The organism is Kitasatospora sp. NPDC089509 (assembly GCF_044749365.1).
Lineage (GTDB): Bacteria > Actinomycetota > Actinomycetes > Streptomycetales > Streptomycetaceae > Kitasatospora.
This window is the reverse complement of the sequence record NZ_JBIVHS010000001.1, coordinates 629,219-643,083: the sequence shown is the minus strand read 5'-3', so window position 1 is coordinate 643,083 and position 13,865 is coordinate 629,219. Positions and strand designations below refer to the sequence as shown.

Below are 13,865 nucleotides of genomic sequence, written 5' to 3'. Positions count from 1 at the left end.
CCCGGGAGCCCGGGGCGTCAGCCCCGGGCGAGCACCAGGGACTGCACCGCGGGGAGCCGGCGCCAGTCGCTGGACACGATGCTGGCGTGCGCCCGGGCCAGCTGTCCGGTCCGGTCGCTCGCCTCCTCGACGGTCGGGTCGGTGGCGCTGATCTGCGGCGCGACCTTCTGGGCGTCCGTCATCACCAGCAGGTAGTGCGAGCGGTCGTACCAGCCGGTGTCGATCCCGTTGAGGTAGCCGGCCGCGTCGCCGTCGAAGACCACGAACCAGGGGCGGATGCCGGCGTCCCCGCCGGTGTACCTGCCCCGCGGGTCGCCGCCCGCCGCGCCGTGCACGGCCGGGAACAGCTGGGCCCGGCCGATCCGGCCGGCCGCCGCCAGGTCGCGCAGGTGGCGGCCGTACTCGACGTCGGTGTGCAGGGTGTCGAAGGGGTTGTGCTCCTCGACCGTCCCCGGGATCGCGTACAGCAGCACCCGCCCGGCGAGCGCCGAGCGGCTCGGCCAGTTGCCCGCCCGGACCGCCTCGTCGACGGTGGCGTAGGAGCCGCCGTCGGGCCTGGCCAGCAGGTCGGCCGGGCGCAGCACGGCGTTGCCGAGGTGGGCGGCGATCAGTTCGTCCAGCTGGGCGGGGCCCATCCCGAGGTTCGCGGCGAAGCCGCCCTTGACCTCCAGCTTGACCACCAGCGGGCCGGCGCCGGGGTGGGCGCCGAGCCAGACCCGGACGTCGTCGAGGCAGTTCTCCAGGTTCTTGTCGGCGCCACCGCCGTAGAGCTGGGCCGGGGTGGAGGCGGCGGTGCAGTTGTTGGAGTTGCCGAGCGGGTTGGAGTGGCTGACCTTCCACTCGTGGGTGACCGTGTCGGTCCACAGGTCCAGCTCGATCATGCCGGTGCCGGTGTCCAGGCCCTGGGCGAGGTACCGGTAGGCGGCCGGCTCGTAGGTGTTGTGCAGGCCGACGGTGGTGGCCGAGCCGAACGGCAGGGCGCCGGTGCCGTCACCGTCGACCGCGATGGCCGCCGACAGCGGCGCCAGGGCCGCCGCGGTGGCGAGCAGACCGGCGGCCAGCAGGCCTGCCAGGGTGCGGCGTACGGTCATCGGAATCGTCCCCCCGGGTCGGTCGCGGCGGCCGCCGGTGCGGGTCGCCGGAGGCAGCATCGCCGGACGGGGCGTGCACCTCGTGAAGAGATCATGACCATAGCGTGACGACTTCCGGCGCTCCGCCCCGGCCCCGCCCCGGCCCCGGTCCGCCACGCCCCGGCACTGACGGAGCGTCAGCTTTGTCGGTGCCGGGCGCTAGCGTGGCCCGCGCACGGACAACCGCGGGCGGCGCGGAACCGTGCCCGCACAGCGCAGTGACGGCACAGGTCAGCAAGTGGAGGCAGCACCATGTCCTTGGTCCGGGTCCACAACTTCTCGATCTCCCTCGACGGGTACGGCACCGGGGAGGGCCAGACCCTGGAGAACCCCTTCGGGCACGCCGAGCACCGGCTGCACGACTGGTTCTTCAGGACCCGCACCTTCCAGCAGATGCACGGCGCCGGTGACGGTGACACCGGGGTGGACGACGCGATGGCCCGCACCTGGGGTGACGGCATCGGAGCGGAGATCATGGGCCGCAACAAGTTCGGCCCGCAGCGCGGCCCCTGGGAGGACGAGGCCTGGCGGGGCTGGTGGGGGGAGAACCCGCCGTTCCACACCCCGGTCTTCGTGCTCACCCACCACCCGCGCCCCAGCCTGGAGATGGAAGGGGGCACGGTCTTCCACTTCATCGACGCCTCCCCCGAGGAGGCGCTGCGGCAGGCCCGGGAGGCGGCCGACGGCAAGGACGTCCGGATCGGCGGCGGTCCGCGGACCGTCCGGGCCTTCCTGGAGGCCGACCTCATCGACCACCTGCACGTGGTCGTGGTGCCGATCCTGCTCGGGCGGGGCGAGTCGCTCTGGGAGGGGCTCGAAGGGCTGGAGCGGCGCTTCGACACCGAGGCGGTGACCAGCCCGAGCGGCGTCACCCACCTCACCTTCACCCGGCCCCGGACCGGCTGACGGCTGACGGCTGACGGCTGACGGCTGACGGCTGACGGCTGCCGAACGCTCGACGGCCGACGGGCGGCCTCCCCGCATGCGCTGCGGGGGGCCGCCCGTCGGTACCGGCGCCGGATCAGACCCGGTCGGCCGCGATCAGCACGTACTGGAACGAGCCGTCCTTGTAGGACTCGATGAACGCCTCCTCGATGCCGGTGACCAGCGAGGTGGTGTTGCGCAGCTCCCAGTAGGGCAGGGTGTCCGGGGTGAGGTCGATCACGGCCTGGGGCACCAGGCGGTTGTCGGCCATCGCCCGCAGGTACTCGCGGCGGGAGTGGATGTTGCACTCGAAGTGCGCGTTGATCTGCGAGACCCACTTCGACGGCTGGCCGTACTTCGGGTTCCAGCAGCCGGTGATGGTCACGTACCGGCCGCCGACCGACAGCACCCGGGCGTGCTCGGCGAACAGGTCGTGCAGGTCGACGTACATGCTGGACTCGTTGTTCCAGGAGCCGGCGACGGAGCCGTTCTCCAGCGGCATGTCGAGCATGTTGGCGACCCGGGAGCGGACGAAGTCGCCGATGCCCAGCTCGCCGGCGCGCTTGTTGCCGAACTCGGCCTGCTGGGTGGAGAGGGTCAGGCCCTCGACCTTGCAGCCGAAGCGCTGGTGGGCCATGACCATCGAGCCGCCGCGGCCGCAGCCGGCGTCCAGCAGGGTGTGCTCGGGCTTGATGTCGCCGAGGTGGTCGAGCAGTACGTCGGCCTGGGCGGACTCCAGGCGGTGCAGCTCGGTGATGACCTTCTTCTCGCGCTCGCTGTCGGCCGGGTCGCCGATCGCGGCCTGGTCGATCTCGCCGATGCCGTAGTGGTGGTGGTACAGGCCGTCGACGTCGCCCAGGCGCAGGTTCACCGGGCGGGCCTCGTTGTTCCAGTAGCGGGCGATGTCGCTCTGGTACGGGGTTGCCGGGCCGGGGATGGCGCCGCTGGGGGTGGTGAGGTCGTCGGTCAGGGACATGGGGGTCAACTCCAGTGTTCTCACGGATGGTTAGCGGAAAATCAGGCGACTGCCCGGCCGGCCGGTGGCCGGCGCCGGGAACCGGAGGCGGTTACCAGAAGTCGGGCAGGCTGTAGCGGTGGATGTTGGTCTGGTGCCAGTAGTGGTTGCCGTCGAGCCACGCGGCCACGCCGCGCAGGAACCGCACCAGGCTCGGCACCGGGCAGGCGACGGCCAGCGCGGCCGACTCGGCCTCGAAGGCGTGCATCAGCTCGTTGTGCACCTCGACGGCCTTCAGGTAGCCCTTCTTGCGGGAGACGCCCTCGCGCTCGGAGATCACCACCGGCAGGTTCAGGTGGAGCCCCGGGCTGGCGAGCTCCTTGGTGTACGAGTAGAGGTCGTTGACGATCGTGGTGGCGTTGCCGGCCAGGGCGATCACCCGCTGCATGGCGGGCAGCGCGTGGAGTTCGACCGGCAGCTCGTAGCCGCCGACGGTGTCGGTGATCGTCGGGCAGGGGCGGAAGTTGTTGAACTGGCGCATCGCCAGGTACTCCCACACCTCCGGGACGTGCTCGTCCTGGGCCCAGGAGGCCTCGGCCAGGTATCCCAGGTGCAACCGCGCCATGTCGTGCCGGAAGCGGTCCGCCTGGGAGGGCGTGGAGGCGCGGACGAAGTAGTCCATCGCCGAGCGGTACGAGCGCCGGGCCGCGTCCTCGCCGAGCGAGGCCTCCCAGGCCGGGTGGTACTCCCCGGTGGTGTGCAGCGGGTCCAGCGCGGTGTGGGCGAGCAGCAGGCGGCTGCCCAGGCCGATCGGCGAGCCGCCGAGGTCCTCACAGTAGCAGTCGTCGACCGCGTTCTCGGCGACCATCAGCCGGGCCGCCAGCATCAGGTGGTCGATGCTCGGTGCGTCGGGGTGGCAGGCCACCATGTAGCGCCCGGTGGAGAACCCGTCGAAGTCCTTCTCCCACTCCGGCGGGTAGAGCTCGATCTCGTCGATCGCCCAGGCCTTGATGCGCTGGCTGAGCGCCTCCACCCGGACCGGGTCGGGCTCGGCGATCGGGTGGTGGTAGAGGCCGGGGATGGGGTCGCCGGTCCTCGGCTTCCCACCGCGCGGCGCGGCGGCGGCCGAGGCCGGCAGCAGCTGGGCGAGCGAGGGGACGGAGGGCAGCCGGAACCCGTCCAGGAGGGCGTCCAGCGCCCCGGACCCGGTTCCGATCCCGGGCGCGGCCCCGGTGCCGACCCCGATCTTGGCCGCGATCGCCTCCACGGCCACGACCTCGACCAGCGCGGCCTCGGCGGCCGACGCGGTCGGGACCTCGGGTGCGGGAGCCTCGACCGCCGGAGCGGCGGGTGCCACGGCCTCGGGGGCCGGGACCGCGGGGGCGGCCTCCGGCACGACGGCCTCGGGCACGGTCACCGCCGGTGCGGCGACCTCGGGCACGACGGCCTGGGGCGCCGGGGCCTGCGGTACCGGGGCCTGCGGTGCCGGGGCCTGGGGCCTCAACTGCAGCCCGGAGGTGCCCAGTCCGGTGGGACCGCCGAGGATCCGCTCGATCGCCGGGGAGCTCATGAGTGCACCGCCGGGGCGGTGGCGGGCCCGGGTGGTGTGCCCGTTCCGGTGCGCAGGGGCATGGAGCCTCCTCTGAAGGGGATCGCAGGATTGACGGGTCGTCATCTCGCCCGCCGCGATGGGGAACTCCACGCCGCGGGCCCCGTCTCGCTCGCTTCACAACCGTAGGCGGGATGACCCGTTCCGAAACGCATCGGACGATCATCTACACCCGATTAGGTGAACGTTCATGCGTACGGCGTTTGAAACGCGCCCTCGTAGTGCAGCACTCCGCCCCACCACCCGGGGCCCGGTCGCGCGCCCGTCGACGCGCCCCGCCCCGGCCCCGCGTCAACCTGTCGCCCGCCCCCGTGTCCCGCCCCGCCCGGCGGCGTCGCGCCCGCCGCGACGGGGACCGTTCGAGCGCGGACGGCCCGGGCCGGCGCCGCCCACCCACGGCCCGGCTTCCGGCCGGTCGCATAAAGGGGAGAAGAATGGCCGGGGCGCCGTGCGAGGAACGGGGCCGGGAAGGAAGAACAGCGCATGGAGAGCCAGCCCCGCAATCGCACCGCCCTCGTCGAGGACCTCATGGAACGGTTCCCCGATGTGCCCCGGGAGGCGGTGATCAAGGAGGACCTGCTGCGCGGCGGGATGGCCTTCGACGAGTCCGCGCTCAGCGGCAGCACCGGCACCGACGGGGGCGGCGAGGTCAAGCCGAAGTCGTACTTCATCTTCTCCTTCGACCACCGCACCCTGCCCGAGCTCGGTGCGGCCGCGCTGAACCGGCCGCCGGAGGAGGTGGTGCTGACCGGCGGGCCGTACGGGCTGCGCCGCACCGTGGTGTCGGTGCGGGTCAACCCGGACTCGCCGTACCGGGTACGGTCCGGCGAGGACGGCACCCTGGGCCTCTACCTGGACGGCGCGCGGATCGCCGACGTCGGCCTGCCGCCGATGCCCGACTACTACCGGCACACCCTGGCCAACGGGAAGTCGGTGATGGAGGTCGCCCCGACCATCCAGTGGGGCTATCTGATCTACCTCACGGTGTTCCGGGTCTGCCAGTACTTCGGCGCCAAGGAGGAGTGCCAGTACTGCGACATCAACCACAACTGGCGCCAGCACAAGGCCGCCGGCCGCCCGTACACCGGGGTCAAGCCGGTCGAGGAGGTGCTGGAGGCGCTGGAGATCATCGACCGCCACGACACCGCCCAAACCTCCCGGGCGTACACCCTCACCGGCGGCGCGATCACCTCGCAGGTCGGCGGCCGGGACGAGGCGGACTTCTACGGGCAGTACGCCAAGGCCATCGAGGAGCGCTTCCCCGACCGCTGGATCGGCAAGGTGGTCGCCCAGGCGCTGCCGCGCGACGACGTCCAGCGCTTCCACGACTACGGCGTGAAGATCTACCACCCCAACTTCGAGGTGTGGGACAAGCGGCTGTTCGAGCTCTACTGCCCCGGCAAGGAGCGCTACGTCGGCCGGGACGAGTGGCACCGCCGGATCCTGGACTCCACCGAGGTGTTCGGCGCGGAGAACGTGATCCCCAACTTCGTGGCGGGCGTGGAGATGGCCGAGCCCTTCGGGTTCACCACCGTCGACGAGGCGATCGCCTCGACCCGGGAGGGGCTGCGCTTCTTCATGTCCCACGGCGTGGTGCCGCGCTTCACCACCTGGTGCCCCGAGCCCACCACCCCGCTCGGCAAGGCCAACCCCCAGGGCGCCCCGCTGGAGTACCACATCCGGCTGCTGCAGACCTACCGGGCCACCCTGGAGGAGTTCGGCCTCTCCTCCCCGCCCGGCTACGGACCGGCCGGGCCGGGCAAGGCGGTGTTCTCGGTCAGCTCCTTCATGGACTCGCTGCCGGGCTGACCGGGCCGGTGGTGGCCCGCCGGTCCGGGCGGGCCGCCACCGCACGGCTCAACTCCCGGGCATCGGGCGGACGGTGAGGATCTGCTCGGCCCGGCCCACCGGCCCGTCGACGTCGTGCAGCACGGTGCTGGTGACGCCGTGGCCGGCGGGGCCGAAGCTGACCCGGGTGTCCAGCCCGGTCCAGCGGCCGCCGGGGCGGCGGTGGAAGTGGACGGTCAGGTCGGTGTTGGGGAACATCCACGCACCGGGCTGCTCCCGGACGGCGATCCCGTTGGCGGTGTCGACCAGCGCGATGAAGGCGGCGTGCGGGCCGCTGGGCTCCCCCGCGACGAGCTGCAGCGGGGTGGACAGCCAGGCGGCGGCCCGGCCGGGCGCGGTGGATCGGCGGCGGACCTCGACGGAGGCGATGTAGCCGCCGGGCCACTGCTCGCTCATCGGCCAGGGCTCGAACTCCTCGGGCGCGGGCAGCGGTTCGTCGTGGGTGCCGGCGACGGCGCTGGTGTCCTGCTCGGCCAGGAACCAGGCCCGGGCCCGGACCACGGCGCGGCCGGCGATCGAGGCGACCGCCTCCACCAGTTCGATGGTGCGGCCGGGGCGGAGGGTCTCCACCGTGATCTCCAGCTCGTCCAGGGCGATCAGGCCCAGTATGTCGAAGCTGATCCGGGCCAGCGCCAGGCCCTCGGCCGGGCGGCCGGCCGCCTGCTGCCCGGCCCGGTGGCAGTCGATGGCGTGGACGATCAGGCCGCCCACCGGGCTGAAGTGCTGCTCGTCGGGGTGCCAGGCGCCCTGGGCATGGGCGGTGGGCTTGTAGCGGTGCTCGCCGGTGCGCTGGTAGTAGCTCTCGGGGGCGGCGGTGGGGCTGGTCAAGGTGCGCTTCTCCTCGGACGGATCGCGGGTGGTGCCGGGCGGGCGCCGCACCGGGCCCAGGCGTCGGCGGCGTCCGCGATCACGATCGTAGGAGCCCGAACCGCCCCGGGAGCTGTGATGCGCCCCACAGGCCGTCCGGCACGGCCCGGGGGCGCCGGGCTCAGCGCGCGATCAGCGGGTAGTGGTCGGAGAGGTCGGTGTAGGTGTAGCTCTTGCCCCAGCTGCTCACCGTCCACGGCGCGCTGTGCACCCGCCGCACCTCGTTGGTGTACTGCTGCGGGCGGGCGTGGTCGGCGCGGTAGAGCACGTGGTCGAGGTCCTCCTTGGGCTCGCCCGGGTAGCGGTACGCGGCGATGGAGTTGTCAGCGGTGTCGAAGGAGTACGGCCAGCCGGTGCGGGCGGAGGCCGGGGCGAGGTTGCCGCCGGTCAGCAGGGCCTGGTACTCGGTGCCGTGGAAGTCGATGTTGAGGTCCCCGGCGACCACGATCGGTTCGGCGGCCGGGATCCGCTTGGCGTCCAGGAAGGCCCGCATGGCGCCGAGTTGCCGGGCCCGGATGTCGGCGGCCTGGCCACTGGCGCAGCCGGAGTCGGTGGACTGGAGGTGGGTGCCGACCACGTGGGTGCGGCGGCCGTCGACGTCCAGGACGGCGTAGGCGAAGCCCTTGTTGGACCAATAGTCCGAGCCGCAGGCGTCCTTGTAGACGTACTGCTCCTTGTGCAGGATCGGCCACTTGCTGAGCAGGGCGACCCCGCCGTCCTCCGGCGTGGTGGCGCTGTAGCTGCCGGAGGTGGCGTCCCAGCCGCTGGTGGAGCGGCCGACCACGGGCGTGTGGTACGGGTAGGCGGCCGAGGCCTTGGCGACCAGGGCGTCGGAGGCGGCGTTGTCGAAGGCCTCCTCCAGCACGACCACGTCGTGGCCCTGGAAGAAGTCGGCCGCGGCGATGGCCTGGGCGCGGTGCTGCTGGCCCCAGTTGGGGTAGAGCGAGGTGCTCATCAGGAAGGTGTTGTAGCTCAGGACGTCCAGCGGCGGCGCGGTGGCCGGGGCGCTCTCGGCGCCGGCCGGGGTGCTGCCGAGGGCGGCCAGCACGGTGGCGGCGGCGCCGACGGCGAGGGTGCGACGGAGGGACGGCAGGGGCATCTGGGCTCCGTGGGGGAGTTGGCGACCCGGCGGGTCGCGGGATGTTGTGCATCCAACTTCGGTGCGTGCACGGCCCGCAAGACTTCCGGCGAGCATTCGGTGAATTCGTTCGGAACAGAACGGCCCTTCGGCGGCCTGCCCTCTCCCCCGGTTCTGACCCGCGCTCAGCGGGCCGCCGACGCGGATATCCCTCTCGACCACCGCCAAAGGACCGATAAGATGACCGGCGGTGTGCCGGGAAGTCTGGTCGGCTCGGGGGACGACTGCGGCGATCGGGCTTCGGCGACCCCGGTGTTCGCGATGGGTCGTTTCTGCAGATGCACGCCGTGGGGATCGTTCTCGTCCTGGTCGTCCTGGCCACCAGCGTGGCCACCTTCGCCCGCCGATGGCGGGTGCCCGCGCCCTCCCTGCTGGTGCTGGTCGGGCTCGGCGTCGCCCTCGTCCCCGGCGTGCCCGCCCTGCACGTGCCCCCGCAGATCATCGGCGCGGTGGTGCTGCCGCCACTGCTCTACTCCTCCGCCGAGGAACTGTCGCTGCGCGACCTGCGGACGGTCTGGCGGCCGGTCACCATCCTCTCCTTCGGCCTGGTCTTCGCCTCCGCCGCGGCCGTCGGCTTCGCGGCCGTCGCCGTCGCCGGACTGCCGCCCGCGATGGCCTTCGTGCTCGGCGCCGTGCTCTCCAGCACCGACCCGGTCGCGGTCACCGCGCTCGGCCGACGGCTCGCCCTGCCCGGGCGGGTCCAGGTGCTGGTCCAGGCCGAGAGCCTGTTCAACGACGCCACCTCGCTGGTGCTGTTCAAGGTGGCCGTGGGCGTCGCGGTGGCGGCCGGCGGGACGGTCGACCTGCCCGCCGCGGGCGGCGAGCTGGTGCTGCTCGGCGGGGGCGGCAGCCTGGTCGGCGCGGCCGTCGCCGGGCTGGTCTGGCTGCTCCGCCGCCGCACCACCGACCCGGTGCTGGAGACCGTGATAGCCCTGGTCACCCCGTACGCGGCCTATGTGCTGGCGGAGTCCGCGCACACCTCGGGCGTCACCTCGGTGGTGGTCGCCGGGGTGCTGCTCGGCCGCTCCGGCCACCGGCTGACCGACGCCCGGATCCGGCTGCAGCTGCACGCCGTCTACGCGGTGGTGGTGTTCCTGCTGGAGAGCGTCGTGTTCTCGATCGTCGGCCTGGAACTGCCCACCCTGGTCCGGGAACTGCCGACCGGCACCGGCTGGTGGCCGCTCCAGTCGATGGCGATAGCCGCGCTGCTGATCGCCGTCCGGGTGCTCTGGACCCTGCCGCTGACCCGCGCGGTCAAACCCAGCCGGGGGCGGCTGTCCTGGCGGGTCGCCGGGGTGGTCACCTGGGCCGGCACCCGGGGCGTCATGCCGCTGGCCGCCGCGCTGTCCATCCCGCTGCTCACCGACAGCGGCTCGCACCTGGACGGACGGCCGCTGGTGCTGGTGCTCACCGTCTCCAACGTGGTGCTCACCCTGGTCGTCCAGGGCCTGACCCTGGCCGCCGTGGTCAACCGCTCCGGGCTCGCCCTGGAACCCGAGCACACCGCGCGCGAGGAGGAGGACGCCCGGGACGAACTCAACCGCGTCGCCCTGGACCACGTCGAGGGCCTGGCCGAGCTGGAGGCCGTGCCGGAGACCGCCGTCGACCGGATCCGCCGCGCCCTGACCGCCCGGCTCGACCGCACCCCCGAGGCCCCGGACGGCACCACCGCCGACGACGCCTACCGCCAACTGCGGCGCGAGGTCATCGGGGTGCAGAACGCCCGGCTGCACGGCCTCTACGAGGAGCACCGGATCAGCGACACCACACTGAGACTGCTCCAGCGCGACCTCGACCTGGAACAGGCGGCGCTGGGCCGGCCCTGACCCGGCCCGCCGGATTCAGAACATCAGCCGGACCAGGCCGACCGCGCCCAGCGCGCAGAGCAGCGACAGCGCGGCGAGGCCGGTCGGTCCCGGTGGCGGCGGGAGTCGGCGCGCGGGGTCGACCGCCAGGCCGCGCCCCGGGCGGGCGGGGTGGTAGAGCACCACCGCCTCGTCGCCCTCCTGGAACCTGCCGCCCTCCGGCCGCTGGTCGGAGCGGACCAGCTCGACGGTCCGCCCGTCCGGCAGGCCGTACTCGATGGTCACCCGTCGACGGTCGTAGCCCTCGGCGGTGGTGTGCCAACGGACCTTCCGCACCCGGCCGACCACGCACACGCCCTCCCGGCGCAGCGCGCGGTCCGTCCCGCTCGCCGAGGCGAACAGTGCGGCAAGGCCGGCCAGGACCACCGCCCCGACCAGAAGGAACAGATCCACCACCCACACAACGGTCAATGTACCTACCACGCAAAGGAGTTGGGAAGACGGCCGGGGCCGGCCGCAGGTCGGGCGGCACCCCGGCCTTCCACCGCCACGGGGGCTGCCGTCACACTGTCGCGAGCACGAACGGAACCACCGGAAGACGGGGACAGCATGGCCAGGCGTCCGAACAAGAAGCAGAAGAGGCCGCTCGCGGCGGGAGCGGCCCGGCCGGCCAAGGCGGTCCGGCGGCGCCCCCGCAAGGACGTCCCGCTCGCCCCGCGCACGGTGCGCCGGACCGCCCTGCTGGTCGGGCTGCTCGCCCCGGTGCTGATCCTGGGCCTGCTCGCGCTCGCCACCAACCCGGACTACCAGGCCCCCTGCACGATCCTGGCGGTCCTGGTGCTGATGGCGGCGGTCGTCGGACTGATGCTGATCCGCAGCACCGGCTGGGTGGTCTGGCCCGCGGTCCTGCTGGGCGTGCTGCTGCTGGTGATCCCCACCGCCGCCTTCCGGGCCCAGCTGCTCTCCCACCGCGGGGTGGACACCCGGGTGGTGGTCACCTCGGCCCACAGCGGCAAGGACAAGACGGGCAAGGTCAGCTGGACCTGCGGCGTCCGGAACGAGGACGGCAGCCCACTGCCGCACGGCACCATCGGGGGCATCGGCTGCTCCGGCACGGCCGTCGGCCGGACGATGACGGTGCTGGCCGACCCGGACGGCTGGGCACCGCCGGCCACCCACGACGAGGACCTCTCCTTCCGCGGCGCCGGGGCGTACGTCGCGGTCGCCGTCGCCGTCCTCTGGGCCGCCCTCACCTTCGGCGCGGCGCGGCGCACCCTGGGCCGCCGGTGACACCTCCTCGGATTCGCCGTCCTCCCCCCACGCGGTGACCAGGCGATCCCCCGTACCGGCAAAACCGGTTGGCCCGGTGTGCCCGATGGTGTGATGGTCGGGTCATGACCGTTGACCAAGTCTTTGCCATGCCCGTTCCGCTGGCCGACGGCCTCCTGCTGCGGGAGGCCCGGCCCGGGGACGGTGAGCAGATCCGTGCGCTGCTCACCGAGCGGGGCGATGCGCACGACGCGCTGGACCACCGGCTGGTGAGCGAGGACCCGGACGCCGGGTGGTCCGGCTGCGCGGTGGTGGTGGACGGCGGGCGGGTGGTGTCGACGGCCTCGCTGCTGGACGAGGAGGTCCGGATCAGCGGGGTCCGGCTGCCGGCCGGACAGGTCGAACTGGTCGCCACCGACGCGGAGTACGAGGGCCGGGGCCTGGTCCGGGCCCTGATGCAGTGGGCACACGCCCGCTCCGCCGCCCGGGGGCACCTGCTCCAGGTGATGATCGGGATCCCGTACTTCTACCGGCAGTTCGGCTACGAGTACGCCGTCGACATCCCGACCCCACTGGCCCTGCACACCGTCCCGGACGGCGTGGGAGCGGCGGCGCTGCGGACGGCTCGGGCCGCGGACCTGCCCGCGCTGGCGGCCCTCCAGGAGGAGGCGCAGCGCGGTTTCGACCTGGCGATGCCGCACTCCCCCGCGTGCTGGCGCTGGCTGCTGGCCCATGACGCCTCCACCCTGCGGGTGGTCGAGCGGGCCGGCCGGGTGGTCGCCTCGGCGCGCACCACGCCGGTGGACGACGGGGAGTTCCTGCTCGCCGAGGCGGCCGCCACGGACCGTGCCGCCGCGCTCCACCTGCTGGGCGCGGTGGCCGGGTCGGCGCCGGAGGCGCGGCTGCACGTGGTGCACCGGCCCGGCACGGTGCCGGCCGAGGCCTGGCACGACCTGCTGAAGCACGCCCCGCGCGAGGAGGCCGAGCAGTACTACCTGCGGATCCCGGATCCGGCCGCCCTGCTGGACCGGCTGCGCCCGCTGCTCCGCCGGCGGCTGGAGGCGGCCGGGATCGACCGCGCCGGTCGGGACCTGCTGCTCTCGACCTACCGCGCGCACTACCGGATCCCGGTCGAACCGGAGGGCCTGGGCGACGTGGTCACCGGCGGCACGCTGCAGCGCCCGGGTGCGGTGGAGGGCACGGCGGGCGGCGTCGCGGTGGCGCCCGACCAGCTGCCGGGGCTGCTGTTCGGGCCGCTCGGGGTCGAGGGCCTGGCCCGGCTCCGGCCGGACGTGTACACCGCCGGCGGCGAGGAGGAGCTGTACCGGGCGCTGTTCCCGCCGCTGACGGCGGATCTGCTGACCTTCTACCTGCCGTGAGGGAGGGCGCGCCCGTTCGTCACTCCTGCCGCAGGCCGTCCAGCAGCGCGAGGGCCTCCTCGACCGAGCCCGCCGGGTCGGTGACGGGGTAGAGCACGCCGCGGACCGTCCGGCCGGCGTCGAGGACCAGGGTGAGCCGCTTGAGCCGTTCGACGCCGGCGGCGCGGAAGGTGGGCAGCCGCAGCGCGGCGGCGAGTTCCAGTCCGGCGTCGGAGAGCAGGGGGAACGGGAGCCGGGTGTGTTCGGCGAACGCCGCCTGCTGGTCCGGGCGTTGGGTGCTCACGCCGTGGACGGCGGTGTCCCGGGCGGCGAACTCGCCCATCCGGTCGCGGTAGGTGCAGGACTCCAGGGTGCAGCCGGGCGCGCCCGGGATGTCGCCCCAGCCGGGCGGGTGGTCGACCCCGCCGGGGGCGTACGCGCCCGGGTAGCAGTACAGCACCGTCCAGGCGCGGTCGGCGGCGATCGGGTCGACCGTCGCACCGGAGGCGGTGGCGAGTTCCAGTGCGGGCAGCCGGTGGCCGACGAGCGAGTGCACCCGGCGGGTCTCGGCGGAGTCGGGGGTGCTGGTGCCGGTGAGCGAGCCGTCGCCGAGGACGTACCGCCCGCCCCAGTCCTGGAGGGCGACCAGCACCGGCAGCAGGCCGCGGCCCCGGTCCGTCAGGTGGTACTCGTAGCGCGGCGGGTGCGGGTGGTAGAGCCGTTTCTCCAGCACGCCGTCGGCGACCAGTCCCTTCAGGCGCTCGGCGAGCACCTTGCGGCTGATGCCGAGTCCGTGCTGCAGGGCGTCGAACTGGTGGGTGCCGCCGGCGACGTCCCTGATCAGGAGCAGGGTCCAGGTGTCCCCGACGACGGTCAGGGCCTGGGAGATCGCGCAGTCGGGGTCCGCCGCTTCGGTGTGCCGCATGGTCACCCAGTATAGTGAGTTCCCAAAAGGAACTCAC

Annotated in this window: 12 protein-coding genes; 5 read left to right on the top strand and 7 right to left on the bottom strand. The window is 73.4% G+C overall.

Annotated features, from left to right (window positions below; all coding sequences use genetic code 11):
- Window positions 1–17 precede the first annotated feature (17 nt).
- Window positions 18–1,091 (bottom strand): phosphatidylinositol-specific phospholipase C domain-containing protein, encoded by a 1,074-nt coding sequence (locus tag ACIP4P_RS02445; protein WP_400913900.1) that lies wholly within the window; start codon window positions 1,089–1,091, stop codon window positions 18–20.
- Window positions 1,092–1,382: 291 nt separating this feature from the next.
- On the opposite strand from ACIP4P_RS02445, the gene ACIP4P_RS02440 reads away from it, so the two are divergent.
- Window positions 1,383–2,036: a dihydrofolate reductase family protein gene (locus ACIP4P_RS02440; RefSeq protein ID WP_400913898.1), complete on the top strand. Its 654-nt coding sequence runs from the start codon at window positions 1,383–1,385 to the stop codon at window positions 2,034–2,036.
- A 115-nt stretch (window positions 2,037–2,151) separates the two neighbouring features.
- Here the strand turns inward: ACIP4P_RS02440 and ACIP4P_RS02435 are convergent, their stop codons facing one another.
- Entirely contained in the window at window positions 2,152–3,030 is an 879-nt protein-coding gene (locus ACIP4P_RS02435; protein WP_350510755.1) for a geranyl diphosphate 2-C-methyltransferase, read from the bottom strand.
- Between the two features lie 91 nt (window positions 3,031–3,121).
- Entirely contained in the window at window positions 3,122–4,579 is a 1,458-nt protein-coding gene (locus ACIP4P_RS02430; protein ID WP_400913896.1) for a family 2 encapsulin nanocompartment cargo protein terpene cyclase, read from the bottom strand.
- A 522-nt stretch (window positions 4,580–5,101) separates the two neighbouring features.
- On the opposite strand from ACIP4P_RS02430, the gene ACIP4P_RS02425 reads away from it, so the two are divergent.
- Window positions 5,102–6,427 carry a radical SAM protein gene (locus tag ACIP4P_RS02425; RefSeq protein WP_400913895.1) on the top strand — a complete coding sequence of 442 codons (1,326 nt, stop codon included), beginning with the start codon at window positions 5,102–5,104 and terminating at the stop codon, window positions 6,425–6,427.
- A gap of 48 nt (window positions 6,428–6,475) precedes the next feature.
- On the opposite strand, the gene ACIP4P_RS02420 is transcribed toward ACIP4P_RS02425, so the two are convergent.
- Both ACIP4P_RS02420 and sph read right to left on the bottom strand, forming a co-directional pair.
- On the bottom strand, window positions 6,476–7,294 hold the full coding sequence (locus tag ACIP4P_RS02420) for a thioesterase family protein (protein WP_400913893.1): 819 nt from the start codon (window positions 7,292–7,294) through the stop codon (window positions 6,476–6,478).
- A gap of 160 nt (window positions 7,295–7,454) precedes the next feature.
- Window positions 7,455–8,432, bottom strand: coding sequence for a sphingomyelin phosphodiesterase (gene sph / locus ACIP4P_RS02415; RefSeq protein WP_400913892.1), 978 nt, complete (start codon window positions 8,430–8,432; stop codon window positions 7,455–7,457).
- 317 nt (window positions 8,433–8,749) lie between these two features.
- On the opposite strand from sph, the gene ACIP4P_RS02410 reads away from it, so the two are divergent.
- Window positions 8,750–10,297 carry a Na+/H+ antiporter gene (locus ACIP4P_RS02410; RefSeq protein ID WP_400913889.1) on the top strand — a complete coding sequence of 516 codons (1,548 nt, stop codon included), beginning with the start codon at window positions 8,750–8,752 and terminating at the stop codon, window positions 10,295–10,297.
- Between the two features lie 15 nt (window positions 10,298–10,312).
- Here ACIP4P_RS02410 and ACIP4P_RS02405 read toward each other — a convergent pair whose 3' ends face one another.
- Window positions 10,313–10,732, bottom strand: coding sequence for a DUF3592 domain-containing protein (locus ACIP4P_RS02405; protein ID WP_400913887.1), 420 nt, complete (start codon window positions 10,730–10,732; stop codon window positions 10,313–10,315).
- Between the two features lie 153 nt (window positions 10,733–10,885).
- Between ACIP4P_RS02405 and ACIP4P_RS02400 the strand changes: the two genes are divergently transcribed.
- A complete protein-coding gene (locus ACIP4P_RS02400) occupies window positions 10,886–11,566 on the top strand; it encodes a hypothetical protein (RefSeq protein WP_400913885.1) in 681 nt (226 codons plus the stop codon).
- A 104-nt stretch (window positions 11,567–11,670) separates the two neighbouring features.
- Window positions 11,671–12,924: a GNAT family N-acetyltransferase gene (locus ACIP4P_RS02395; protein WP_400913882.1), complete on the top strand. Its 1,254-nt coding sequence runs from the start codon at window positions 11,671–11,673 to the stop codon at window positions 12,922–12,924.
- A gap of 19 nt (window positions 12,925–12,943) precedes the next feature.
- On the opposite strand, the gene ACIP4P_RS02390 is transcribed toward ACIP4P_RS02395, so the two are convergent.
- Complete coding sequence (locus ACIP4P_RS02390) at window positions 12,944–13,828, bottom strand: winged helix-turn-helix transcriptional regulator (protein WP_350510763.1); 885 nt, start codon at window positions 13,826–13,828, stop codon at window positions 12,944–12,946.
- Window positions 13,829–13,865: the final 37 nt, after the last annotated feature.